The 25,378-nt window shown below is 59.9% G+C and carries 23 protein-coding genes and 2 pseudogenes; 15 read left to right on the top strand and 10 right to left on the bottom strand.

Annotated features, from left to right (window positions below):
- Positions 1 to 17 precede the first annotated feature (17 nt).
- Entirely contained in the window at positions 18 to 1,478 is a 1,461-nt protein-coding gene (locus EM858_RS18340; RefSeq protein ID WP_245483025.1) for a methyl-accepting chemotaxis protein, read from the bottom strand.
- 291 nt (positions 1,479 to 1,769) lie between these two features.
- Between EM858_RS18340 and EM858_RS18335 the strand changes: the two genes are divergently transcribed.
- The gene (locus EM858_RS18335; RefSeq protein WP_164865475.1) at positions 1,770 to 2,825 is read left to right on the top strand and encodes a type I restriction endonuclease; all 1,056 of its coding nucleotides are present in this window, start codon (positions 1,770 to 1,772) and stop codon (positions 2,823 to 2,825) included.
- A 99-nt stretch (positions 2,826 to 2,924) separates the two neighbouring features.
- Here the strand turns inward: EM858_RS18335 and EM858_RS18330 are convergent.
- The 3 genes and pseudogenes from EM858_RS18330 to EM858_RS18320 form a co-directional block, all read right to left on the bottom strand.
- Positions 2,925 to 3,595, bottom strand: a pseudogene (locus EM858_RS18330) (IS5 family transposase); the annotation flags it as partial.
- A 265-nt stretch (positions 3,596 to 3,860) separates the two neighbouring features.
- Positions 3,861 to 4,784, bottom strand: a complete 924-nt coding sequence (locus tag EM858_RS18325; protein ID WP_127757540.1) for an SRPBCC family protein — start codon at positions 4,782 to 4,784, stop codon at positions 3,861 to 3,863.
- Positions 4,781 to 5,122, bottom strand: a complete 342-nt coding sequence (locus EM858_RS18320) for a metalloregulator ArsR/SmtB family transcription factor (RefSeq protein WP_164865474.1) — start codon at positions 5,120 to 5,122, stop codon at positions 4,781 to 4,783. Before EM858_RS18320 ends, EM858_RS18325 begins: the two co-directional genes overlap by 4 nt.
- Positions 5,123 to 5,406: 284 nt before the next feature.
- On the opposite strand from EM858_RS18320, the gene EM858_RS27455 reads away from it, so the two are divergent.
- The 5 genes from EM858_RS27455 to EM858_RS18295 all read left to right on the top strand — a co-directional run bounded on the left by EM858_RS27455 (position 5,407) and on the right by EM858_RS18295 (position 10,016).
- Positions 5,407 to 5,625: a hypothetical protein gene (locus EM858_RS27455; RefSeq protein ID WP_080820895.1), complete on the top strand. Its 219-nt coding sequence runs from the start codon at positions 5,407 to 5,409 to the stop codon at positions 5,623 to 5,625.
- A gap of 46 nt (positions 5,626 to 5,671) precedes the next feature.
- Complete coding sequence (locus EM858_RS18310; protein WP_080820894.1) at positions 5,672 to 6,076, top strand: hypothetical protein; 405 nt, start codon at positions 5,672 to 5,674, stop codon at positions 6,074 to 6,076.
- 255 nt (positions 6,077 to 6,331) lie between these two features.
- Positions 6,332 to 7,225, top strand: a complete 894-nt coding sequence (locus tag EM858_RS18305; RefSeq protein ID WP_080820893.1) for a DMT family transporter — start codon at positions 6,332 to 6,334, stop codon at positions 7,223 to 7,225.
- Between the two features lie 148 nt (positions 7,226 to 7,373).
- Positions 7,374 to 9,389, top strand: a complete 2,016-nt coding sequence (locus EM858_RS18300; protein WP_080820892.1) for a hypothetical protein — start codon at positions 7,374 to 7,376, stop codon at positions 9,387 to 9,389.
- Between the two features lie 138 nt (positions 9,390 to 9,527).
- Positions 9,528 to 10,016, top strand: a complete 489-nt coding sequence (locus EM858_RS18295; RefSeq protein ID WP_080821092.1) for a cupin — start codon at positions 9,528 to 9,530, stop codon at positions 10,014 to 10,016.
- Between the two features lie 34 nt (positions 10,017 to 10,050).
- On the opposite strand, the gene EM858_RS18290 is transcribed toward EM858_RS18295, so the two are convergent.
- From EM858_RS18290 to EM858_RS18270, 5 genes are all read right to left on the bottom strand, one after another.
- Entirely contained in the window at positions 10,051 to 10,863 is an 813-nt protein-coding gene (locus tag EM858_RS18290; protein WP_080820891.1) for a nickel-binding protein, read from the bottom strand.
- Between the two features lie 192 nt (positions 10,864 to 11,055).
- Positions 11,056 to 12,999, bottom strand: coding sequence for an ABC transporter ATP-binding protein/permease (locus EM858_RS18285; RefSeq protein ID WP_127757538.1), 1,944 nt, complete (start codon positions 12,997 to 12,999; stop codon positions 11,056 to 11,058).
- Positions 13,000 to 13,071: 72 nt separating this feature from the next.
- The gene (locus tag EM858_RS18280) at positions 13,072 to 13,272 is read right to left on the bottom strand and encodes a hypothetical protein (RefSeq protein ID WP_080820889.1); all 201 of its coding nucleotides are present in this window, start codon (positions 13,270 to 13,272) and stop codon (positions 13,072 to 13,074) included.
- Positions 13,273 to 13,367: 95 nt separating this feature from the next.
- On the bottom strand, positions 13,368 to 13,694 hold the full coding sequence (locus EM858_RS18275) for a hypothetical protein (protein ID WP_127757537.1): 327 nt from the start codon (positions 13,692 to 13,694) through the stop codon (positions 13,368 to 13,370).
- Complete coding sequence (locus tag EM858_RS18270; RefSeq protein WP_080820887.1) at positions 13,691 to 14,191, bottom strand: hypothetical protein; 501 nt, start codon at positions 14,189 to 14,191, stop codon at positions 13,691 to 13,693. Before EM858_RS18270 ends, EM858_RS18275 begins: the two co-directional genes overlap by 4 nt.
- A 168-nt stretch (positions 14,192 to 14,359) precedes the next feature.
- On the opposite strand from EM858_RS18270, the gene EM858_RS18265 reads away from it, so the two are divergent.
- Both EM858_RS18265 and EM858_RS18260 read left to right on the top strand, forming a co-directional pair.
- Entirely contained in the window at positions 14,360 to 15,226 is an 867-nt protein-coding gene (locus tag EM858_RS18265; protein WP_080820886.1) for an alpha/beta hydrolase, read from the top strand.
- A gap of 195 nt (positions 15,227 to 15,421) precedes the next feature.
- Complete coding sequence (locus tag EM858_RS18260) at positions 15,422 to 16,630, top strand: MFS transporter (protein ID WP_080820885.1); 1,209 nt, start codon at positions 15,422 to 15,424, stop codon at positions 16,628 to 16,630.
- 99 nt (positions 16,631 to 16,729) lie between these two features.
- On the opposite strand, the gene EM858_RS18255 is transcribed toward EM858_RS18260, so the two are convergent.
- Positions 16,730 to 17,818 carry a hypothetical protein gene (locus EM858_RS18255; protein WP_080820884.1) on the bottom strand — a complete coding sequence of 363 codons (1,089 nt, stop codon included), beginning with the start codon at positions 17,816 to 17,818 and terminating at the stop codon, positions 16,730 to 16,732.
- Positions 17,819 to 18,140: 322 nt separating this feature from the next.
- Between EM858_RS18255 and EM858_RS18250 the strand changes: the two genes are divergently transcribed.
- From EM858_RS18250 to EM858_RS18220, 7 genes and pseudogenes are all read left to right on the top strand, one after another.
- Positions 18,141 to 18,578, top strand: coding sequence for a hypothetical protein (locus tag EM858_RS18250; RefSeq protein WP_080820883.1), 438 nt, complete (start codon positions 18,141 to 18,143; stop codon positions 18,576 to 18,578).
- Positions 18,579 to 18,707: 129 nt separating this feature from the next.
- A complete protein-coding gene (locus EM858_RS18245) occupies positions 18,708 to 19,217 on the top strand; it encodes a cytochrome P460 family protein (protein ID WP_080820882.1) in 510 nt (169 codons plus the stop codon).
- Between the two features lie 181 nt (positions 19,218 to 19,398).
- Positions 19,399 to 21,143 (top strand): annotated as a pseudogene (locus EM858_RS18240) (cytochrome c biogenesis protein DipZ).
- Positions 21,144 to 21,188: 45 nt separating this feature from the next.
- Positions 21,189 to 21,947: an alpha/beta hydrolase gene (locus EM858_RS18235; protein WP_080820880.1), complete on the top strand. Its 759-nt coding sequence runs from the start codon at positions 21,189 to 21,191 to the stop codon at positions 21,945 to 21,947.
- Positions 21,948 to 22,148: 201 nt separating this feature from the next.
- Complete coding sequence (locus EM858_RS18230) at positions 22,149 to 23,195, top strand: alpha/beta hydrolase (RefSeq protein ID WP_080820879.1); 1,047 nt, start codon at positions 22,149 to 22,151, stop codon at positions 23,193 to 23,195.
- 94 nt (positions 23,196 to 23,289) lie between these two features.
- Positions 23,290 to 24,030 carry a response regulator gene (locus tag EM858_RS18225; RefSeq protein WP_026372362.1) on the top strand — a complete coding sequence of 247 codons (741 nt, stop codon included), beginning with the start codon at positions 23,290 to 23,292 and terminating at the stop codon, positions 24,028 to 24,030.
- Positions 24,027 to 25,343, top strand: coding sequence for an ATP-binding protein (locus EM858_RS18220; RefSeq protein WP_080820878.1), 1,317 nt, complete (start codon positions 24,027 to 24,029; stop codon positions 25,341 to 25,343). Before EM858_RS18225 ends, EM858_RS18220 begins: the two co-directional genes overlap by 4 nt.
- The last annotated feature ends 35 nt before the right edge of the window (positions 25,344 to 25,378 follow it).

The raw sequence follows: 25,378 nt of genomic DNA, 5'->3' as shown, positions 1-25,378 counted from the left end.
TGCGCCTCCCCTACCCCTCATGCCAACGGCCTCGCGCTCTCCGGTGTAAACGCCTTTGCATTCTCAATCACCCCCTGGAGTGTTTGAAGTGCATCAGTATACTGCTCGTGGACCTTATTCGCATGATTTTCGACTTCGCCGATCGACCGCGAAATCTGCTCAGTGAACGTCCGGAAGGCAGTGGCCAACTGCCCGTCGTACGCAGCCGCACGCGTTTCGAAGCTCTTGATGTGTTCTCGAATGGAATTGGCTGCGGTCACCACCAGTTCACGCTCCGCCGCCATTGTCTGGCGTGCGCTTTCCACCATGCCAATGCTTGAGGAGGCAATCTGCTGTGTAGCTTCTGCGGTCTTGCTCGCGGACTCCGCGACAGGCACCGCAGCCTGCGCTAGTCCAGTGCCCGCCTTGGCTAGATTGTCCGAGACAAGTTCCAGCCGCCTGGCCGCACCGTCAAGGCCAACTGCCGTGCGTTCAGCCGCTTGCGAGAATTGCTGGGCGGCACCAGTCAGTTCCGCGGCAAGTCCTTCCAATTGTCCGGACGCGGCTTCCAGCCTTTCGCTTGTCGCCGCCATTGCGCCAACTAGACCTTGCGTCAAGGACCCTGCCAAAGACTGCACCATCTCATCCACGTGATTGACGCCGGATGCCGCGGCCTTCTGCAATGGTTCAGAAATGGCGGCAATCAGCTCGTGGTTGAGCTTCTGCATATGATCCCGCTGCTCTACGATCGCCTTGAGCTGCTTCTCGGCCAGATCCTCAAGGCTGATGAAGTTCATGCGGGTCTCTATTTCATGCGTGAGCGTCCGCATTGCCTGCTCGAGTCCGCTACTGCGTACTCTCATGAAAACGGTGAAGATGATCGAGCAAAGTAGCCCTGTTAGCGACATGATGAACTTGGCAGACGCAACGGTCAGAAGCTGCGTAAGCGCCTTCGTCACCGCAGCCTGGTTGCCGCTCTCGCTAAGACTGGTGCCCGTTTCTTGAAGGGCGGCGATGAGGCCAAGGAATGTGGCCGCCAAGCCGACAGAGACGAAGAGGCTCGGCACGACGCGCCAACCCGAAACGCTGAAGCCCATCTCCTCGAGATTGAAGAAAACGGACGGACGTATAGCGTTCCGAATGCCCGCCTGCCCCTGGGCTTCGATCGTAGTCTCACGAAACTCGTCCCAGGTCTCCGCTAGCCGACCAGCATCCGCTCCTGACCACGACGTCAATTCGTCGTAGGTTTCCTGGAACCGCTCCCGGAATTCCTCCGGACCACGACTCTTCCGCACGAGCTTCGTCGCACGGCGGAGTAAGCCCACTCTTCGCCGGACAACAGCCCAGAACCAAAGCGTCGCGATCACCAACAGGATGACAAGGAAGAGACTAAACAGACCAGGTGCCGGCGGTTGCTTCAGCAACGAGGCTAGCGCCAAGATAAGATCGCGCGCGAAGATGCCCGCTGTAGACGTGATATCCAATTTTTTCTGCCCCAATTTCCGCCCCTATTTGAGTTAGCGGAACCTGAAATTCGTGTAAAGATTGCGCTCGCAGCCGGAATAAATCTTTACATTGATCGGCCATTGCCCTGGCAGGCGACGTGGCCTGCTAACCCAGCGCAATCTGCTCCAAGACTGTTGTCTCCATAAAGCGCGGCACACCACCCGACGACCATTTAAAGCGCGACCGCCGTAGAACGGAATTCTGTCTCGCCGGTGACCAAGTATTGCTCTTGACGCCGAGAGCGCTATCAGCAACTTTAACTTGAGAAACTATCGGGGGGCCTGATGTCTACAATCGAAGAGAGCCTGCGTGCCATATCCGAGCGCGTGCGATCGCACTCCAGTACCATGGCGACTGAAGAGGCGGTAAAAACCGCCGTGGTCCTGCCCTTCCTACGTTCATTGGGCTACGAGGTGTTCGATCCCACCGAGGTTATCCCTGAGTTCACGGCCGACGCAGTGGGCAAAAAAGGGGAAAAGGTCGACTATGCCATCAAAATCGACGGCGAAATCCGGATACTTATCGAGTGCAAACCGATATCAGTAACCTTGGAGAAAAAGCACCTCGATCAACTGTATCGGTACTTCAGCGTGACGAACGCAAAGTTCGCCATCCTGACCAACGGCCGTACCTTCAACTTCTATACGGACTTGGAAGCGCCCAACAAGCTCGATTCCCGGCCGTTCTTTGTTTTTGACGTGACCGATTTCAACGCCGGAATTGTTTCCGAGTTACGGAAATTCGAAAAGGCGTCGTTCGACGTATCGGCGATCCTCGCGACCGCTGAGCGCCTGAAATACACGTCCGGCGTCAAGCAGGTTATCTCCAAGCTGATCGAAGAGCCGACCGAGGATTTTGTGCGGCTTGTTGCCGGCACCGTCTACGAGGGCCGGATTACAGCGCAGGTAAAGGAAATGCTGACCGGGGTAGTCCGAACCGCTTTCCGCGATGTCATCATGGACGCAGTCAAGAACCGTCTCTCCAGCGCTCTCGCGGATACCGAGGAAGTGATCATCAAGATAGACGACCCGATCGAAGAGGAGCCCGAAGTCGTCACGACCGAAGAGGAACGCGAGGGATACATGATCGTAAAGGCGATAGTCCGGGACACGATCGCACCCAAGCGAGTGGTCATGCGCGACCAGAAATCGTATTGCGGCATCTTGATCGACAACAACAATCGGCGGCCCCTCGCGCGATTGCATTTCAATCGCTCGGTGAAGTATATCGGGCTGTTCGATGGCGAAGCAGAAGAGCGTCTCATCGTAGACTCTCTTGACCAAATCTACGATCACAGCGACCGGCTGAGAGCCACTGCGAAAAGGTATGCGAACGAGTAATCGCAACACCGCCGTTGATCGACATCGAAAACCTGCTTGAACGCACTATCCGCGTTGAAGGATTATCTCCCACTCGCCTAGGTCGTGGCGACGATTTAACTATCGGAGCCATATCGCGATTGCGGCGAGTTTGGCGAGGCCCATGAAGTTGACGAGCAGCTTGTCCTATCGGGTTGCGACGCACCTAAATTGTTTGAGCTTGTGAAGAGGCGCTTGATGCGATTGCGCTCCTTATAGAGGTCAGCGTCATAGCCGCACTCGACTTTTCGGTTGCGTTTTGGCGGATGACGAGCTCTTTGCCACTGTAGGCAATCCTGTCACATAGATGATCGGCATCATAGCCCTTGTCGGCAATAGCAGCCTTGGCCTCGAAGCCATCGACGAGGTCATGGGCAAAGGCAATGTCATTGCATTGCCCTGGAGAGCCGATCAATCGGATGGGAAGGCCGAGCGTTTCTGCTGCGGCATGGATCTTGGTGCTCAAACCGCCGCGAGACTGACCCAGGCCTTGGGCATCCGCCCCCCTTTCCCTTACGCGCGTCGGCAGCATGCTGATGAGCCCGCACGATAGTGCTATCGATCATCAGCCATGCGAGATCGGCCTCACGGGCAAGAACCGCCAGTATCTCGTCGAGCATGCCCATCTCGATCCAACGGTAATAGCGCCGCTTGACCGAGCGGTAGTCGCCCAGCCGCTGGGGCAGATCGCGTCAGCGACCGCCCGAACGCGCCATCAATAGCAGCGCATCCAGAAACAGCCGGTTGTCAGTTGGGGGATCCCAGCAGGGCATCGTAATTCATCACCGACCTCCAAAAGTCAGTGTTGGATGTCGCCACTGCCTGATAATGGCTGAGAGGGCCATCAAAGCCAAGACTTGAGACAGGCCAGCAATATTGACCTTGGCGGCGGTTCTACCTGTACCGTCAGCCTGCATCATCAATTTGCAATCACACAATTCGGCAGGCGACGGCTGTCTTTTGTGGTCTCTTGCACAACGCCCATACCAAGAGGATACCCCTGGAGGCTCACAAGATTCACAGTGCTTTGGCGAAGCGCTCCAGTTTGCCCAGCGTTTGCTGACCCAGCTCCACGGCGCCGAAACCCTTCGCTTGCTGGAACTCGGCTTCCGTGCTGAACACCATGCCCAGCACAACTCTCGTCGCGCCATCCTGATCTTCGAAGGAGGCCCAAGCATCGGCATGTTTCGGCCCGTTTTCGCCCCACAGCAGCGTATAGGCGATCCTCTCTTCGGGCCGGACCTCGATATAACGATGATGGTTCGGGAAGACTGTTCCGTCAGGGCCGATCATGTCAAAGACCCATTCACCGCCGGTCCGCAGATCAATCCTCTTCGTGCGGCAGGAAAACCCTTCAGGGCCCCACCATTGCGGCAGCGTCTTTTCGTTCATCCAGGCTTTCCAGACAATGTTTCGCGGCACCTTTATCGTTCGCTCCAGCACCATGGTTCGCCCGGCCACGCTGGCCAGATTGTTGAGACCGGCGTTGAAACCTTGTTGATAGCCATCGCGCATATCCTCGGCCAGTGAGGAAAGCTGCACCGTTACGGTCAAGCGGCTACGCTCTTCCGTGGCCCGAAAATCGGCAGTCACCAGCGCTACCGACTGGGTTACGCCGCCGGATGAGACCACCTCGTAATTCACGCTGCGGCGGGTTGGCTGCAGCTCCAGCCAGCCGCATTCACAGCGAATATCCGGCTGGCCGGCGACCTTGCAGAGCGACACTTCGCTCCCACCCAGCCTGCTGTCCGCCTCCAGGAATTCCACCGTCACCGAGGGTGAGGGAGAGGCCCACACCGCCCGGGCGGCGGGTGAAAGCCAGACCTGCCAGAGAGCCGATAGCGGAACGGCAATCTCCCGTTCGAAGCTGAGCGTTGCAAAACGGTCTTGTGGCAGATGCGGTTCAGCGTGTGCGCTTTTTTGATCCGGTTTCGTTGTCATTCTGTATCCTCCTTCATGGCCTGCATTGCAAATGCCTCCAGCCGGTCAAGCCGGCTCTCCCACACGGCCCGCTGCTCATCGAGCCATGTGCTTACCGGCTCCAGCGCTTCCGGCACGATGGCGCAGGTGCGCACCCGCCCGTCCTTGGACGTGACGATCAGCCCCGCCTCCTCCAGCACGGAAAGATGCCGCATGACCGTGGGCAGACGCAGCCCCGTGGGAGCGGACAGTTCCATGACCGGCGCCGGCCCGCCGCCGAGGCGCGCCAGAATCGCCCGCCGCGTCGGATCGGCCAGAGCCTGGAAGATCAATGAAAGGTCCTGATGATGCTTAGTCATATTGCTAACTATCATGTTTCATCGTGACGGGGCAAGGAGAAACTTAGCAGATCGACTAAGTTTTCTCGGCAGGAATGATCCCCTTGATGACATGCGGATGCATCGACCAGCCGTTTCGTTTGGGCAACCGAGCCTTCCCTTCCCGCAGATGGCGTTCGGCAATGGGTGGCGGATGCAACTGTCGGGCCAGAAACAAGCCATCCAAAGTTGCAGAAAAAGATTGACTCTCGCGGCCACCTGAGTGAGCTTCGCCAAGAAAATGACGGGGAAAACATCAAATCATCATGTCACCAGAACGCTTTAATCAATGCCTGCGGGTGATCCGCTGGACGCCGATCAATATTGCGTCCGCCCTGCAATGCGAACTTTCATGGATTGAGGCGCTGGAAGCGGGCAACGAGGAGGTTCCCGCTGGCCTGGCGACATGGCTTGAGACGCTGGCGCAAGCCCATGAAGCGCTTCCGCCGCCAGCCGCCTACAGAGGAAAACGGTCGACATTCTGATGCGACCGGCAGCTTTCAGCCTTCACCAACGATTGGATTATTCGAAATGAAATATGTCCTGGCAGCTCTTGGCATGATCGCCTTTTCAAGCCCCGTCCTCGCGGCATCCTGCGAGAAGAACTTCACGGTCTCAGGCGTACCGATGGTGACGGCCGTCTCTTATAAATCCTGGCAGGAACTGCCCAAGGCGAAAGCGCCTGCCGTGCTTCAAAAGCTGGCTCAGGCCGTGGCGGCGGAAGGTTTTTCCGGCATCCAGATCAACAAGGCGCTGTCTTCCATCGATGCGCACCAGGAGACCAGTGGCAGCGGCAGAATTCAGACGCTGCGGGTCGTGGCCCGGCAGAAAGGCGCCGCTGTGCGGATCGATGCTGTCTTTAACATTCAGGCTGGACAGATCGCGGACAAGAACGTCATCCGCGAGGGGATCTGCAATATCATCAATGGCGCGTGACGCGCGGTAAATGGACTGCCCGTTCGCAGAGTTGATGCCGGTGTATGCTGACATCGGGGATGGGCGGCTGAACGGGTGCGGCGCATTTGTTGCGAGCGGATGCGGCGGCTTGCCCGGCACGGGCGGTGGCCATATGCCGGTTCATGCCGTTGATGGCGATGCTTATGGTATGGCGGGCAACCCCGGAATCTGCGATGGGTGCAGGCAGGGATAGTGTCCGCGGCCGGAAGCAGGCGGCGAATCGACGGGGAAAACATGCCGATCTATGAACTGGCTGCCGTGGGCGCCGCGACCTGCTGGGCAATGACCGGGCTTCTTTCGGCTGGCCCGGCGGGGCGGCTTGGAGCGCTGGCCTTCAACAGGACGCGGCAGCTTTTTGTCGCCGCTCTGCTGGGGGTCTATGTGTTCGCCTCGGGCAGCTGGCGGGAGCTTCAGCCGGCGGCGCTGTCCTCGCTTCTCCTTTCCGGCTTCATCGGTATTTTCGTTGGCGACACGCTTCTCTTCACCTGCCTCAACCGGTTGGGGCCGCGTCGCTCGGGAATCCTGTTTGCGCTGAATGCCCCGATCGCAGCGCTGCTGGGATGGGCGGTGCTTGGCGAGCAGCTTCCCGCCAGCGCCATCGCCGGCATAGGCCTGACGCTGAGCGGCGTGCTGCTGGCGATCCTCTTCGGCAAGCGCAAGGCGCAGCTGCACGAATGGGAAAGCGTGAAGGGGCCGCTCTGGCTCGGCGTGCTTTTCGGCCTTCTTGCCGCGCTCAGCCAGGCGGTCGGCTCGCTGATTGCAAGGCCCGTGATGGCGACCGGGGTCGATCCTCTTGCCGCCTCCATGCTGCGCGTCGGGGTGGCCGCTCTTTGTCTGACGGCGCTGACGATGCTGCCCATCGAGGCTGTCAAGCCAAGAGGCAGGCTGACCGGAAGCCTGTTCCTGCAGACGGCTCTCACGGGCATCATCGCCCTGGCTTTCGGCATGACGCTGCTTCTCTTTGCCCTTTCCGGCGGCAAGGTCGGCATTGTCTCGACACTTTCGGCAACGACGCCTGTCATCATCCTGCCGCTGCTGTGGCTGAGGACACGGGAGCTGCCGGCGCCCGGCGCATGGGCGGGTGCTGCACTTGTCGTGACCGGCATGGCGCTGATGTTCTGGCGATAGCTTCAGCCGGATGGCGAACGACTGCTGCAACACCGCCTCCGCCCCGCGATTTTTCACGCCTTGATTAAGCCGGCGACGACCACTTGCTAAGCAACTTTTGCGTGCTTAAAAGGCGGTCAATATCAGTTCGTTAGAGAGGACCAACTTCGTGGAACAGGAAAACATCCAGACCGGCAAGGGTCGGCGCAGGGCGCTTTGGGCGGCGGTTGCGATCATTGCCGTCGCCGCTGCGGGCGTCGTCGGCGGCAAGACCTTCTACGAAGCGAAGGTGAAGGAGCTGGTTGCCCGCAGCGGTGCGACCGCCACGTCCATCGAGGTCGATTTTCTCGGGAAAATTCATGTTCGCGATCTGACGCTGGCGCTTGAAGACGGCAGGAATATCAAGATCGCGGCTATCGACGGACGTCCGAAACTTCCGTTTCTGGACGGCGCGATTGACATGAACACCATCGACATCGATGTGCCCACCGGAAAGATTTCGATGGCGCAGGCGCGCATCGAGAACGCCGCCTTTGAAAAACCGGGACAGGCGGAAGGAAACGGCGGCTCCCTCGCCCGCCGCATCGAGCGCTTCGCGGCCGCGCGCATCTCCACGCCGGAGGTGACGTTTACCCAGTCGGTCGCGACCACCGAGCAGAAGACCGTTTACAAGAACCTGGCCCTCTCCGAGATCGCCGGCGGCCGCATTGCCAGCTATTCGATCGACAATGGCAGCTACGACATCAAGATGCAGCTGCCCGACAGCGACGGCGCGATGAAGGACAAGCATATGGTCGTGTCGACCGGCGCGATCGCCGGCCAGGACATCGACGTCGCTTATCTCGCCCGGCTCTATACGGAGAAGGCCGGTCCGCAAGACAAGGAAGCGAAACCGCTCTACGGCCCGCTCTCCGTCAAGGCGGTTTCCTTCTCTGACGGAGACGGTCATTTCAGCTACGATGAAATCCGCAGCGACGGCTTTACCGCCCGCATGCCGTCCGAGCCGCTGCTGGACACCCTCAAAACGCTGACGACCACCCAAGATCCTGACGCGCTTTCACCGGAGGCGCGCCAGGCGCTCTTCGCAAAAGCCGTCTCCATTCTCGACATGATCGGCAAGAGCAACATGCAGCTCATCGGCTTCAAGGTCGATGCGCCGGATGAAAAGGAAGGGGCGGCCGGCAAAAGGGTCAAGGCCACCATCGACCGCATCGACATGCAGATGGACAGCCGCAAGCTGGACTTCGGCATGAATGGCATGTCGATCGGAGACGGCGACGGCACGATCGAAGTCGCGGAAGCAAGCCTCAAGGGCTTTGACTGGAGTTCGACGCTCAAGGGAATCTCCGAGATCATCGCGCTCGACGAGACGCAGATGGAGACCTTTCAGTTCAATCGCCTGATACCGGAACTTGGCCGGGTGCGCGTCGGCGGCATCAACGTCGATATGGCCGCGCCGGAAAAGCCGGAGGAGGAGACGGAAGAAGAAGCGGCCGGAACGCCGGAACGTATCAAATTCTCACTCAAGAATTTCGAGATGGGGTTGACCAAGCCCTTCAACGGCATTCCGACCGATATCGAGATCCGGCAGGACGACCTCACGGTTCCAATTCCGGCAGATTCGGAGGAGGAAGTTTTCGTTGAAGCCCGCAAACTGGGTCTCGAAACGCTGGCCTTCTCTTATGGCCTTGCCGCCGGCTGGGACGAACCGAACAGCAATCTGGTGATCCGTGATATCTCTCTCAGCAGCAAGGATTTCGGCAGCGTCAATTTTGCCGGTCTGGTGAGCGGCTTTACCGAAGAGTTCTTCTCTTTTGACGTCAATCGCGCGCAGGCGGCGCTCTTCGGGCTCGCCGGCCGCGAAGTGAAGCTCACGATCAAGGACGAAGGTTTGATGGCCAAGGCGATCAAGCTTTATGCCCTGCAGAACGACATGACGGAAGATCAGGTACGCGCCACCCTGACACTGGTGGCGAGCATGATGCTGCCGCAGGTGGCGGCTGAACAGCCGAAGCTGCAGAACGCCGTGGAAGCGCTCGTCCAGTTCATCAGCAAACCCGGGACCCTGACGGTAACGGTCAAATCCACGGGCGCAAACGGCCTCGGCATTTTTGATCTGGTTGCCGCCTCCGACAATCCGATGGGGCTTCTCGACAAGGTCGATATTCAGGCGACGGCCGAATAAACCGGCCACTCCTCCGGCAAAGGTCTCAAGCCCGGTTCTTCGAGCTTGAGACCGCCGGAACTGGTATTCTCATGAGATTATGACCTGAATGTCCGAGAAGTCCGCCTCTCCTGCGGGCAGAACATGAGGAGCATCAAGATGAAAACCGAGCAACTCACTTTCGGCCCCGGCGGGCAGGTTCCCAACAATCAGACCTTTGCCGTCATCATTTATCGAAACGTTGGCCCGGACTCGGACTCCTCGGATTTCGAGGCTATGTTTTCCCGCAACAAATGGAGCGGCATCTGGCGCAATGGCGTGTTCGACTACCACCATTACCATAGCGGCGCGCATGAGGTTCTGGGCGTGGGACGTGGCGAGGCGACGTTGCAGATCGGCGGGCCCGAGGGGCAAATTCTGGAGGTCACACAGGGCGATTGCCTGATCCTGCCCGCCGGAACCGGCCATATGAAGCTGAGTGCTTCTGCGGATTTTCAAGTGGTGGGTGCTTATCCGCCGGGGCAAAAGGCCGATATTCAGACTTCCGCGCCCAGCGATGAAATGCTCGAGCGGATTAGATCCCTGCCAAAACCTGCGACAGACCCCGTGCACGGAGCCTCCGGCGGCCTGACCGAGATATGGCGCTAAGGAGCGATCCATTCGGTCGCGACACAGGCCGTAGCTAATGCAGCCACTCGCAACTGTAAGCGAGGACCGGTTCGGCAAAGCCTTTCAGCCTGTAACGATCGCCATGCACGAGGACATCGGCGCCGCCATATTCCTGGAAGGTCTTGTCCGAAATCAGAATCTGGTCGCTCCTGGCGGCTGCGCAAAGCCTTGCGGCCAATTGCACGGTCGTGCCGAAGAAATCATTGCTGTCTTCGATTGGCTCCCCGCAATCCAGACCGATGCGGATGTGGATGGGCTCGCCCCTGTCGCTGTTGTAACGATGGAACTCGCGCTGGATATCGATGGCGCAATCCACGGCAAACGGCGTGGAGGAGAACACCGCCATTATGCCATCGCCGGTGTGCTTGACTTCCCGTCCCGAGCGCCGCCCCAAACAACCGCGCACGAGAGCGTCATGCGCCCGAATGAGTTCCGCCGCCATACGATCGCCGAGGCGGGCCGTCATTTCGGTTGAACCGACAATGTCCGTGAAAAGGATCGCACGGTGGCCGGCGTCCATATTTTTCGAGGCCGCCACAGGCGCCACCGGATCCTGTATTCGCCCAAGAAACGCTTCCACCGCCGACAGGGCGACTTCCACGACTTCGCTGGCGACGAAGCCGTGCGCTTCGCGATGCACGCACTGCGCGGTTTCCGCGTCCGGGGCATCCATAAGGCAAAAGGCCGTGCCACGCCTTTCATCGAACCAATAGGTCAAAAACCTGACACCGTACCGATCCTGAATGTTGATATCTTTAAGATGTGCCGCGGCGATATCCGCAGCGGAAACGCCGGCAAGCTCGTGCCGGTCCATGAAGATAGGCATTGTTTCCTCCCCAAGAGTATATCGTTGCCTCCTCTGCCAGCCATTTTATGACTTCACCGAATTGTCGTCCATCGTTCTTACGGGTGACACCGGAAAAGACGGGAACACCGAAAAGGGCGATATTCGTTAGCGTTAGAATTTCGGGGCTGTGGAGACCGAGCACACACGACGGCTGGAGCGACTGACGGCCTCTCACCTGCGTGTGACCATGCGCCGTAGCAGGAAGCCGGATCGGGCCTTGCGGGGAATGAGGTGGATGTCGCTGACCAGCTTTGCGCCGCCTTCCCGGCGTTCCAAGGTAATCTTTCGGCTATGGAATGCCTCCAGCTCGGCACGATGCGCCACGCTGACGATGGTGGCGTCGGGCAGTTCATCGATCACCGTCTGCATCATCCTGTCCTGGCTTTTTTCGTCAAGAGCCGCGGTCGCCTCGTCCATGACGATGATATCCGGGTCGTTCAGCAGCAGGCGGGCAAAGGTCAGCCGCTGTTTTTCACCGCCAGACAGCGTCTGGTCCCATGGCGCTTCCTCTTCCACCTTGTCCTTGAGATGACCGAGACCGACCTTGTCGAGAGCCTCCCCTATCTCTTCAAAGGTCCAGCTCTCGGCCGTCTGCGGATAACAGACCGCCCGGCGTAACGTGCCGGAGGGAATATATGGCCGCTGCGGCAACATGAAAAGCCGACTGCCGGCGCGAAAACTGACGCTGCCCCCGCCCCATGGCCACAGGCCCGCAATTGCCCGAACGAGCGTGCTTTTGCCCGATCCGGATTCGCCTGCGACGAGCACTCTTTCTCCCCGCCCGATTTCCACATCGGTCTCCTTGACGACGGCGGTGCCGTCGCCGAGCGACACCGAGACATCCTTGAGGCTGAGCATCGTTTCGCCTTCCGTTTCACCGCGCACGATCCGGCCGAGCTTGTCGCTCTGTTCGGCCCGCTCGAGCCCGTCAAGCGACATCATCAGGGAGGCAACGCGGCGTGCACAGGCATTCCAGTCCGCCAGCCGGGGATAGTTGTCAACCAGCCAGCCAAAGGCGGATTGAACGATGGTGAAAGCGGATGCCGCCTGCATGACCTGGCCGAGGGACATGCTTCCATCAAGAAATTTGGGCGCGCAGAGAAGAAGCGGAACAACGGGCGCGATCAACATCGACCCATGCGACACAACGGTGGTGCGCATATATTGCTGCGCCATCTGCTTCCACTGGTGCCGGACATTGCGGAACCTCCTGTCGAGGTCGCTCCGCTCCTCCTCTTCGCCGCCAAGCAGGGCAATGCTCTCCCCGTTTTCCCGGACGCGGGTCAGCGTGTAACGGAATTCCGCCTCCAGCTGGTTCTTGACCTCGGAGACCTTGACGAAGTTCCGGCCGATCAACGCGATGGAACTCGATGTGATGAGCGCATAGATCACCGCCGCTATCACGAGAAAGCCGGGTATCGTGACAGATACCCCGCCGATGGGCAGCGTCAGCGCGCCGCCAATCGTCCACAGGACGACGATGAAGGTGGAGGCCGATACGAAGGCGGCAATGACGCCCGCTACGAAATCCACCGGCGCTTCGGTGGCGATCCGCATATCTTCCGACAGCCTCGCCTCAGGGTTTTGATGGTCGCCGTCGATCAGGTTGAGCTGGTAATAGCGGCCATTTGCAATCCATCGGGAGACCAGCACCTTGGTGAGCCACGACCGCCAGCGCCGCTGAATGCGCATTCTGACGTAAACCTGCGAGGTCACAATGAAAACGCTTCCGAGAACCAGCGGCGGAAATATGGAAGCAAGGAAGTAGACCGTCGCTGCATCCCGTTTTTCAATCGCATCGAAAATTCCGCGATTCCAGACGTTGATGCCATATTGGAAACCGACATTTACGCCGATCATAGCGAGAAGCCCGATGGAGAACGGCCAGGCCAGCCCATCCCCACGGCGGCTCCAGAAACCCCGGGCGCTGATCCAGAAGCGCTTCAGGAGATATCTCTTGCGCGCCTCTTCCGCCTGCTGCGGGGTTAAACCCGAAGCAGGTTCCATTTCTTCCGGCGGGAGGGGATCATCAGGGGCGTGGTTGGCATGAACATTCTCTGCACCGTTGTGGCCGGTGCCATCGACTGGTTTGGGTTTTGCGTCAGCATCGGTCATGGATGCTTAAACGGATGACGGTTTGAAAGGTTGCCGTTCCGGAACGGTTTGCGGTCGGCCGAAGACGCCGGGCTAGCGACCTCGGTTTTTTCTCCATTTCAGCAGATAGCCAAATCCCGGTCCGAGCAGAGCGCCGGCGATGATCCATTCCATCAGGCCCAGCGGGGTTTCATCGGGATCATGCCCGGTGAGATAGAGAAAGAGAAAAAAAGCCATAAGGCCACCGACGATGAGTGCGGCGGCGATAATCAGGTCCCGGGAAGAATTCGACATGGTAATCCTCTCCAAAATGGCTGCGTATGCGGTTCATGTAGCACATTCAGGCCGCGTTGCTTCACGCCTTTGGTTTTGCGATGAATGTTTTCACCTCACTCGGCAGCACCGTCACCTTCAATATCGGGCTCATAGCGCTCAAGAATCGTCATGACAGCCTTGTTCCCGCTATACTGCCGTTTGAGGCGGGCCAAATCGGCATCGCTTCCGCGGCACAGCCGGTTCAGTGCTTCTTCTATTTGGGCACGGCGATCACGATCAGTGGCTTCCTCGCCACGGAAATGATCACAGCCATCCCGGCGGCTGACGAAAGCGCTGACGTCGTCTGGAAGTGACGGTTGCTGCGCAAATGACGGCGCTGCAAACCCCATCAGCGCCAATGCGATGCCGGCACGCTTCGCCCTATGACGGCCCATCATCATTCGACCTGATCCTCCAGTTGCTTTGCAACGACTTCGTAATGCCGGGCCGAGGCCGCATTGCCATCCCGGGCATAACGCCCGGCCACTTCCCGGGCAGCTTTGGCCGCGAGGCGAAAGGCGTCCAGCCCGACCTGCGGTTGCTGTTGCGTATCGCTGCCGATATCGCCTTTGCTGAGCGCGCCAACGCGATAACCTTCATCATCGATAACGCCGATAACCGGCACGCCCGCCTGCATTCGCCCATAAAAAGCGGGACCGGTGTTGTCACCATCGCGACGGCGAAGCATGCCGAGACCGGACGCCTTGTTCCCCGGGCATGCGCCGATCCAATATGTAGGACCCACCGTTAGCGACACTGGTGAAACGAATTCGCAACGGCTGGCGGGATCCCTGGTCCAGGTCAATCCACTCGCCGGTTCCTGCGCATGGGCGCCGGATGCGCCGACCATCCACGCCACAATTGCGGCCTTCAATGGTTTCGAGTGCTGTAACGCCATTTCTTGTCTCCAGCCCGATACACGTCCGTTTTTTAAAGGTTTTAGCCGAGCCGAGTGGCGAACAACAGTCGCATTTTGCTGAGATTGAGGACCGAAGACGTTCGGCCCATGCACGGATAAGGGAACCATTCGTCCCGCTCTGCACTCTTATCCCTAGGGAGAAGTTCAATGCACACGCGCGTCACACATCGCAAAATCTCCATTGCCGGAATAGAGACTTTCTACAGGGAGGCTGGCTCGCAGGATGCGCCGGTCATTCTGCTGCCGCACGGCTATCCCTGCTCGTCCTTCGAGTTCCGAAACCTCATGCCCAGATTGGCCGACAGATGGCGACTGATCGCACCGGATTTTCCGGGATTCGGCTATAGCGGCAATCCCGAAACCTTTTCCTATAGCTTTGACGGTTATGCCGTCTGGCTCAATGCCTTTGTTGAAGCCCTGGGTCTCGACCGTTTTGTTCTCTACCTGCACGACTTTGGCTCTCCCATCGGCGCGAGGCTTGCCATCATGAAGCCGGACCGCATCGTGGGACAGATCATCCAGAACGGCGATATTCCCTATGAAGACGCGCTGGGCCCGAAATATGCCGATATCGAAAAGTTCTGGTCGCTGCCTGCAGACCGGATGCGCGCCGCATTTCGCGATGCCGTCACCGAAGAGAATTTTCGTGACGAGTTTCTAAATAATGTCCGCCCCGAGCTTACCGCGCTCATTCCTCCTGACCTCTGGCAATTGCACTGGAGCCTTATGACGGAGAGGAGGAAGGATATCGCAGCAGACCTACTTTCTGACCTCAAGGCAAATCGCGACTGGTTTCCAATCCACCGCCGCTACCTGCAAAGCTGTCGGCCGCCGACCGTCATCATCTGGGGACCGCAGGATCATTACATGCCCGAGCGCTCCGCCCGCGCCTATCTCCGCGATCTGCCGGATGCCGAGCTTCATTTGCTGGACGGAGGACACTGGCTCTTGGAGACAAATCTGGAGGACGTCATCCCCCTGATCAGGAGCTTCCTTGATCGCATCCGCCACTGACGGGACCCCGCTTTCATCGTGCCATCATTCAGACACGTCTGCGCCGCTGCGCAATGGCATCCGCCTCATGCCAATGGCGTGTCAAATGTTGTGCGATGCACAAGTTTCGGAGGAATAGGCATGAAATTCGGATTTTTAGATACATATCATCCGGGAAAAACCGTCTAAAACTCTCTCAACTCAAGGAGAGACGTCATGACGGACACAACATCGCAGTTTGATGGGGTAGCTATCCCCCTGGAAACCACAGAAGAACCCGCATGGACGGCTGCGACCTGGTTCGCTGTTCTTTCCATGGCGGCCACCAGCTTTGCGCTGGTATCGGCCGAGTTCCTGCCAGCGGGCCTGTTAACGCCCATGGCGCGCGATCTTGGCATCACCGAAGGCACGGCCGGACAGGTCGTCACCGCCACCGCCTCCGTAGGCGCGGTGACGGCTCTGTTGAGCAATGTTATGATCGGCAAGCTGAACCGCAAGACAGTGCTTGTCGGTCTTAGCGCGCTGGCGATCGCCTCCAACATTCTGGCATCGGTTGCCGCCGATTTCTGGCTATTGCTGTTGGGCCGGGCCGGGCTGGGTATTGCACTCAGCGGTTTCTGGGCGCTGTCGGTGGCCGTTGTGGCGCGGCTCGTCGGCGCAAATTCAACCGGGCGCGGCATGGCTATCGTTACCCTCGGCGTTTCGCTTGCCACCATTGCAGCTCCTTCGATGGGCGCCCTGATCAGCGACTGGCTGGGATGGCGCATCGCCATGTCGATGACGGCCGGACTTGCCATAGTTGCCATGCTGCTTCAGATACTCAGCCTGCCGTCGCTGCCGGCAAGTATAAGCAACAGTCTTTCCGATGTCCTTGGATTGACGCGACGCCGCAGCGTTCAGCTCGGTATGCTTGCCATCCTGTTGCTGATGACGGGGCATTTTGCAGGCTCGGTCTATGTGCGTCCCTTCCTCGAAAAGGTCACGCTTCTTGACACCACGCCGATTGCACTCGCCCTGCTCGGCTTTGGCGTTGCCTCCGTGATCGGCAATGTCGTCGGCGGCCGGATGGCTGACGCCAGTATCCGCGTTGCTCTCATCGTCACTGCCGCGGTGATGGCATTTGCGACGATCGCCCTCGTTATCTGGGGCGCTCATACGAGTGCGGCTTTTGCTCTCGTCGCACTTTGGGGCCTTGCATTCGGCATGGGGCCGGTCGTGCTGCCGACCAATCTTTCGCGCGGCGCTCCCGATGCTCTGGAGGCAGCAGGCAGCCTGATGGTCGTTTCCTTTCAGGTGGCTATCAGCATCGGTGCGGTTTTCGGCGGCTACATCGTCGACTCCTACGGTGCGACCGCACCGCTGGCGCTGACCGCGATACTGGCTGCATCCACTGTCGCTCTGGCCTTGCTGCAGCGTCGCGATTGACCCTCTCTGTGACGCCAGATGCCTAAAACGTAAGTCCTGCCCGGAATGTGGTCCGGGCAGGACTTTTTTGAAGAGCCGATTTTCTTGCAGTCGCTCTGGTTACTTGCGGTAGGCTAGCCCACCCCAGATGCGGCCTTCATCTCTGTGGCGACCGCCGTGTACTGCGCCGATATAGGCAGCCGCAGCGGAAACGAGCGCGGAAGCGGCCAGCAGGAACGCTGTCAGAATACCCGCGACGCGTGCTTTTTCTGCGGCATCCGCAGCCTTGGTCTTGGCATCGTCCAATGCCTTCTGCGCCTCAGCCTTCACGGTCTCGACCTGCTTCTGCGCTTCATCGACCTTCTTCTGCGCTTCCGCCCTGACGGCCTGCACACGTTGGACCGTCTGGTTCACGCGCGTTTGCGCATCGGTCTGGCTGATGTTTGTGCGGGCAGCTACCTGATTGGCGAGCCATGTTTTGTCGGCATCAGATATCTCGCCTGTTGCCATCAGATTGCCGAGGATGCCGCTAATCTGGCGCTGATAGTCACCGGCGCTCTGTTCACCCGTCAGAGGGGTGGCGGGCGTATCGGTCCTCAGAAGCGTATCCGTGAAATAGTCGATCGGGTTAGTTCTCAGGCCCTGCGGAAGCATCTGCTCAATGCTGGGTGCTGCAGCCTGACCGGCTCCTTGCGCCAGACCACCGGCCGCACTGCCAGCGCCGGAAATGATGCCGCCCGCTATTTGGCCAGCCCCCTGAACGGCGCCGCCGACTGCGGAACCCGTGGCCTCGACGGCGGTCTGCGCCACGGTGCCAACAGCTTTGGCGCCACCGGACAGCACGCCGAGCGCGAGAAATGCCGAGACGACCGTCCCGAGACCCCATACGACCAGGCCATTCACACCATCGCGGACCGTCAGTTCGTTCCTATCGGCAGCGCCGGCAGGCCGACGCATCCGGCCGGCAATATAGCCACCCAGCATGTAGGAGCCGACCATAGAAATAATGACGAAGAGCGCGGTTATGATGAGCCAGACTGTGCTGATCTCGCCGCCATCGTCGGCCGAGATCGAACTCAGGCCTAGGCCGCCCGCGAATGCGGTGAGGACTGCCATGGCGCCCGAGGAGATGACGGCACCGGCGAAAATCGCTGGCCAGTCCACATAGCTGCGGTTCGGATTCGTTTCGATGCCCGTTGGATCAACCATTAGCGTAGCCCCAGCAATGAGAGAATGAACAGGACAACGACGACGAGTCCAACTAGATAGATGATGGAATTCATGCGGTATCTCCTCCGAATGGACGATCAATCCTCCGCGTAGCGGCGATTTTATGCAGTGAGACATGCGAGCTGATTGCTCTCTCACCAAACTCGCCGCGCTCCAATAAGTTTCACAAAATGTCGGAAAGAGGGGTGACGGGAGAAATGTGCCCGCGCCCGGCAATTGTATGTCTTCTCAACGCAGACAACGAGGATGATCAGCCAGAGGCAAGCCAACCGAACCAGATTGCGACCGAAGGAGATATACAATGTCTGCAATCGATCGAATTGGCCATGCCGCTCTGCTTTATCCACGCGCGCGGCCGCAGGACGTTTCCCAGGCCGTGCCCAATCCCACACCCGAACGGTCGGCATCGTTGATCGGCGGGAGCACCGCGCCTTCGCTTTCCTCCAATCTTGCCAACGCACTCTGGTCGCTACGGGGGCAAGAGGGCGGAGTAGAAGAGACGCCGCTTGAGAACGGCGGCACAGGCTCGGATGAGGACGAGCTCAGCCGCTGGGCCAATATGAGCCTTGGCGAGAAAATCCGGGCGCAATATCTGGAGGCGCGGGGATTGTCCGAAGGCGACCTTGCCGCCATGCCGCCCGACGAAAGAAAGGCCATCGAGGACGAGATCCAGAAAGCAATAAGGGTCGCGATGGAGGCTCCAAAAGACGATGACGTGGGCGTGCTCGCCGACCTTTGAGCGTGACATGCCTTCGAGGGCACTGCGCAGCGCTACGATTTGATACATAAATGCGGGTTTCAGGAAACATGCCGGATACCTGCAGGGCAGATCATTGCCTGATCTATTTCGGATCAGGCAGGATTTCCCATGAAGAGGCAGATTTTCTTCGCCGTCGCCCTATCGGTTGCGGCAGCAGGTTTTGGAACCGTTTATTCGAGCTCAGCGGACACGCCGCCCGGACTTGCCTCTCCCATCTACGGTGTCACGCTTCCCAAAGGATATCGTGACTGGAAGTTCATCGCGCCCGCGCTGGAAGCGCCTCCGTTGGACGAGCTTCGCGCTGTTTTGGCAAATGATATCGCCGTCAATGCCTATAAGAGCGGAAACCTGCCCTTTCCTGACGGCTCGATACTGGTGAAACTTGCCTATAAGCGTCAGCAATCCGCTGAGTTTCCGCCGGCCACGGTGCCGGGAGCGGCAACCACGGTGCAGGTGATGGTGAAAGACTCCAAGAAATATGCCGGCAGCCACGGCTGGGGCTTCGGGCGGTTTGTCAACGGCAAGCCGGTGGACGCCGTCCAGCATGAGACCTGTCTCTCCTGCCACGAGGGCAACGTTAAAGACCATGATTTCGTCTTCACGCGCTATGCGCCGTGACGAATGACGGAGGCATGCGGTTTGGCTTTTGCGGCCGTGTGCCTGAGGCGGCTTTTACACTCGAATACAAATTCACCGAACCCCCGACACATCAGGGATACGTGAGGCCGGGAAATTGGCGCCATCGCCGGGTCGCCTTCGCCGACCGGAGCCCCGAACTCATGCCTGAAAGGAAAAGATGATGACGTTTCTGGTCATTGCCTATCTTGGAGGGGCGCTGACAATTCTCAGCCCCTGTATCCTGCCTATTCTTCCCTTCGTTTTTGCGCGGGCTGGGCAACCGTTTTTGCGCAGCGCGCTGCCCCTGCTCGCGGGAATGGCGGCGACCTTTTGCGCCGTCGCGACACTGGCCGCGGTGGGCGGCAGCTGGGCAATTAGCGCCAACGAATATGGCCGGCTCGCGGCTCTTGCGCTGCTTGCGGTCTTCGGCGTGGGACTGGTCTCGCCCCGTGCGGCCAGCATCATCACGCGCCCGGTCGTCGAACTCGGCAACCGGCTTGCCAATGCCGCCGGCAAGCCCGGGGCAATGCCGACGGTCGCGGGTTCACTGTTACTCGGCATCGCCACCGGCCTTTTATGGGCACCCTGCGCCGGACCGATCCTCGGGCTTGTGCTGACGGGTGCGGCCCTGAAGGGGCTAATCTGGAAACCAGCCTGCTGCTTGCCGCTTACGCCGCCGGGGCCGCGACCTCCCTTGCCGTCGCCATCCTCGTCGGCGGCAGGGTATTTGCGGCCATGAAGCGGTCTTTGGGTTTCAGCGAGCGGATCCGCCAGGCTCTTGGCGCGGCGGTGCTTTCCGGCGTCGCGGTCATCGCGCTCGGGCTGGATACGGGTTTCCTGTCGCAGATTTCCTATGCGAGCACGGCATCCTTCGAACAGCAGGTGCTCGACGGGCTCCACACTGCCAAAGCGCCTGAAGTGGCGGCGGCGGGCGTCAGCGCTGCTGCGGCCCGGTCGGAACTGCCGGTTGAGGGCAAGGCCCCATCCCTCGACGGCGCCGTCGAGTGGCTCAATTCCCCGCCGCTCACGCGCGAGCAATTGCGTGGCAAGGTCGTCCTCATCGACTTCTGGACCTATTCCTGCATCAACTGCATCCGCACCATTCCCTATGTGCGGGCCTGGGCGGACAAATACCGGGATCAGGGCCTCGTCGTCATCGGCGTTCACGCCCCCGAATTCGCCTTTGAAAAGAAGATCGACAATGTTCGCCAGGCCGTCACCGGCTTCAAGATCGACTACCCCGTGGCAATCGACAACGACTACAGGATCTGGCGCGCCTTCGATAACAGCTATTGGCCGGCGCATTACCTGATCGATGCCAATGGCCAGATCCGCTACCACCATTTCGGCGAGGGCAACTACCGGCAGACCGAAGAGACGATCCAGGATCTGCTGCGCGAGGCCGGCAGCAGCGCCTCCGCCAGCGCACCGGTGGCCCCAGAGGCGACGGGAGCCGAAGCCGGTGCGGATATCGGGCACATGCTGTCTGGCGAAACCTATATAGGCTATCGGCAGGCTCGAAGCTTCGCATCGAACGAGCCGATGCGTGCAGACGCACCGCGCGACTATTCCGTTACGACGCCCTCCCTCAACGAATGGGGACTTTCCGGCGCCTGGACGGTTGGCGCGGAGGCGGCGACGCTCGATGCGGCTGAAGGCGGCATCACCTATCGCTTCAACGCCCGTGACCTGCATCTGGTTCTTGGGCCGGATGCAGCCGGAAAACCGGTTCGTTTCCAGGTCACCATCGACGGGCATCCGCCGGGTGCGGATCATGGCGCTGACACGGATGCCGAGGGCAATGGCGTCGTCACCTCAACCCGTCTTTACCAGCTCGTCCGCCAGTCCGGCGCCGTCGAAGCGAGAACCTTTACCATCCGCTTCCTCGACCCCGGCGTGCAGGCCTATGCCTTCACTTTCGGCTGATCCGGATTTTCCTCCCGTTCCCATCAAAACCAAAGGAGAAATATGATGCACCATCGTCTCATGCCAAAATTCGCGCTTGCCCTCGCAACCGCACTGATCGCTTTTGCCGCACAGGCGGCAGAGGTGAAGAATATCGTCATCGTCCATGGCGCGCTGGCCGATGGTTCGGCCTGGCGCAGGGCAACAGACATCCTTGAAAGCCGTGGTTTCAACGTCACGATCGTGCAGGAGCCCATCACCTCTCTTGCCGATGACGTGGCGGCCACCACCCGTGTTCTCGATCTCCAGCAGGGGCCGAGCCTGCTCGTCGGGCACAGCTACAGCGGGATGGTGATCTCGGAAGCCGGTAACCGGCCGGATGTGGCCGGGCTAGTCTACGTCGCCGCCTTCCAGCCGGAGAAGGGTGAGAGCCTGCTTGACCTCGCCGGCTCGAAACCGCCGGCCGGCAACGGCATCAAGGCGACGAAGGATGGCGCGTTCCTCTATCTTGACCCGACCGTCTTTGGACAAGATTTCGCCGGCGATCTGCCGCGTGAGGACGCGGCCTTCATGGCAAGAAGTCAGGTCTTCGCCGCCAAGGCTGCCTTTGCCGCCAAGGCCAGCGAACCGGCCTGGAAAACCAAGAAAAGCTGGTCGATTGTCGCAACGCAGGACCGCTCGATCAACCCCGATCTCGAGCGCGACATGGCCAAGCGCGCCGGTAGTGCGGTGACCGAGATTGCGGCAAGCCATGCGGTCTTTGCCTCCCAGCCCGAAAAGGTCGCAGACGTCATCGAACAGGCCGCCCGGCAATCCGCGAAATAAACCGCGCCCGCCTCGAAATCCAACACAGCCGCCCCAGACACCGGGGCGGCTGATTGCGTAAGGAGGACGGACCGAATGTATCAGTCTGTATCCGGAATGCCCCCTGCTACAAAACCATTCACATTCGTCCCCCTTGGGACACATCGAGGATACACGCACAGCGTTACCTGCCCGCATCCAACATGGACAGGAGAGACAGCAATGAATTCCGAGATCAATTTCCAGCGCCGCCGCTTCTTCGGCATTGCCGCAATGACAGTTGCCGCCGTCGAATTCGGGGCCGCAGGCCTTGCTCATGCCAAGGGCGAAGCGCCTTCGCCTCAGCCGTCAACCGGACGCGACGGCGCCACCTCCTTTGGCGCCCTGAAGCAGGTTGAAGCGGGCGTACTCAGCGTCGGTTATGCAGAAGCCGGCCCCGCAGACGGCCCGGTCGTGCTGCTGCTGCACGGATGGCCTTATGACATCTACAGCTATGTCGATGTCGCACCCATCCTTGCATCGGCTGGATATCGGGTACTCATCCCCTATCTGCGCGGATATGGCACGACCCGTTTTCTCTCGGACGACACCGCACGCAACGGACAGCAGGCGGCGCTTGCGGTCGACATGATCGCCTTTCTCGACGCGCTCGGCGTGAAGCAGGCGGTCGTTGCCGGTTATGACTGGGGCGCTCGCACCGCCGACATCATGGCGGCGCTCTGGCCCGAACGTTGCACCGGGCTCGTATCGGTCAGCGGCTACCTTATCGGCAGCCAGGAGATCAACAGGAAGCCGCTTCCGCCCAAGGCGGAACTCTCCTGGTGGTATCAGTTCTATTTCGCGACGGAACGCGGCCGTGCAGGCTATGCCGCCAACACCCGCGACTTCGTGCGCCTGATCTGGCAGACGGCATCTCCGACCTGGAAATTCAGCGACGAGACCTTCAATCGTTCGGCCCCCGCATTCGACAATCCCGACCATGTGGCCATCACCATCCATAACTACCGCTGGCGGCTGGCACTGGCCGACGGAGAAGCCAAGTACGATAATTACGAGCGCCAGCTTGCGAAACTTCCCGTCATCACCGTGCCGACGATAACGCTGGAAGGCGATGCCAACGGCGCGCCGCATCCGGATCCTTCCGCCTACGCATCGAAGTTTTCCGGCAAGTACCAGCACCGCAACATCAGCGGCGGCATCGGCCACAACCTGCCGCAGGAAGCGCCCGAGGCTTTTGCCAAGGCTGTTCTGGACGTCGCAAAGCTTTAAACTTGCCGAAGCCCGCGAACCGTTGTCTTACTGCATGTGACGCAGGGGACGCGGTAGCGGGCCACTCGAACCGTCCGGACGACGAAGGCATCCAATGGAACATATCGACCATATTCTCGTCGTAGACGACGACAGGGAAATCCGGGAGTTGGTTTCCAGCTACCTGAAGAAGAACGGCCTGCGCACGAGCGTGGCGGCCGACGGACGGCAGATGAGAAGTTTTCTCGACGGCAATACCGTCGATCTCATCGTGCTCGACGTGATGATGCCTGGCGATGACGGGCTGGTCCTATGCCGTGAGCTGCGAGCGGGGAAACACAAAGCCACGCCGGTCTTGATGCTGACCGCCCGCGATGACGAGATGGATCGCATTATCGGGCTCGAAATGGGAGCCGACGACTATCTGTCGAAGCCCTTCGCTGCCCGTGAGCTTCTTGCGCGGATCAAGGCCATCCTGCGCCGCACGCGGATGCTGCCTCCCAATCTGCAGATCAGCGAGGCCGGACAGCTCCTGACCTTTGGTGACTGGCGCCTCGACACGGTGGGCCGTCACCTGCTCGACAGGGAGGGCACGACCGTTGCCCTGAGCGGGGCTGAATACCGGCTTCTCAGGGTCTTCATCGATCATCCCCAGCGCGTCCTCAACCGGGACCAGCTGTTAAATCTCACCCAGGGACGCGATGCGGAGCTTTTCGACCGGTCGATCGATCTTCTTGTGAGCCGCGTGCGCCAGCGCCTGGGGGATGACGCGCGCGAACCCATCTACATCAAGACCGTACGGGCGGAGGGTTATGTCTTCGCGGTGCCCGTGGAAATTTCGGAGCCGAGGATATGAACGGCCCGCGCCTGCTCGCCGGCTGGTGGCCGCGCTCATTGCGGTCCAGACTTTTCATCATCCTTTTTGCCGGCCTCGCCATCGCCTACGGCCTGTCGTTCAGCATCCTCTTTGCCGAACGATATATGTCGGCAAAGGCGGTCATGCTCGGCACTCTGGAGCAGGATCTGGCGGTATCGATCGCCATCATCGACCGCCTGCCTGCGGAAGAGCGGGCGCAATGGGTCCATCGCCTGAGCCGCAACAATTATCAACTCGTCCTCGGCCCCGGTCTTCCCGGTGTTTCCGACATGACCGGCCGCGGCGCTGAAATTGCGCAGAGGATCGAAGAAGCCGCGGGACACCGTTTTCCCGTCAGGGTCGAGTCCATTCCCGGCGACGGCAAGCGGCTTCAGGCACACCTGACGCTTTCGGACGGCTCGCCCCTGACGATCGACGTGACGCCGCGCGGCGTGATGCCCCTGGCGGAATGGCTGCCTTATGTCTTCGCCGCGCAGATGGCGCTTCTCCTCCTCTGCACCTGGTTTGCAGTGCGACAGACGACCAGACCCCTCAGCGCGCTTGCTGCGGCAGCCGAAGCGCTGGATCCGGGGGAAAAGGGGTTGCCGATGAGTGAGAGCGGCCCAAGCGAAGTTGCTCACGCCGCCCGCGCCTTCAACGCCATGCGCGATCGCGTCGCGCAATATCTCGAGGAGCGCGTCCAGATTCTTGCGGCGATCTCGCACGACCTGCAGACGCCCATCACCCGGATGCGGTTGCGGGCCGATATGGCAGACGATACGCCGGAAAAGGAAAAGCTGGTCAGTGACCTGCGTGAAATCGAACGCCTGGTGCAGGATGGGATCGCTTACGCACGCAGCGCTCACGGCAATGGCGAGAAATCCTCCCGTATCGATCTGGCCTCTTTCATCGACAGCATTGCCTACGACTATCAGGATACCGGAAAAGCCGTAACAGTTGCCGGCATGGTGCGCGGCACCGCGTCGACAAAGCCCCATGCATTGCGAAGAATCCTGACGAACTTCATAGATAACGCCCTCAAATTCGCCGGCAGCGCCGAGATTAAAGTGGACCGGCGTGGTGAAGGCACCGTGGTCATCACGGTGCTCGATCGGGGGCCGGGCATCCCGGACGAGATGCTGCAAAATGCCATGCAGCCCTTCTTCCGGATCGAAACATCGAGAAACCGCGATACGGGCGGAACGGGTCTCGGACTGGCGATCGCGCAGCAACTCGCCGGAACGATCGGCGGCTCGGTTCGCCTCTATAACAGGCAGGGCGGCGGGCTTGCGGCCGAGGTGGCTTTTCCCTGAGAGGGAAACGGGTCGACGATAACCAGTGACAAAGC

The sequence above is a fragment of the Agrobacterium sp. CNPSo 2736 genome (genome assembly GCF_004005385.1).
Classification (GTDB): Bacteria; Pseudomonadota; Alphaproteobacteria; order Rhizobiales; family Rhizobiaceae; genus Agrobacterium; species Agrobacterium leguminum.
This window is presented reverse-complemented; position numbering and strand designations above follow the sequence as displayed.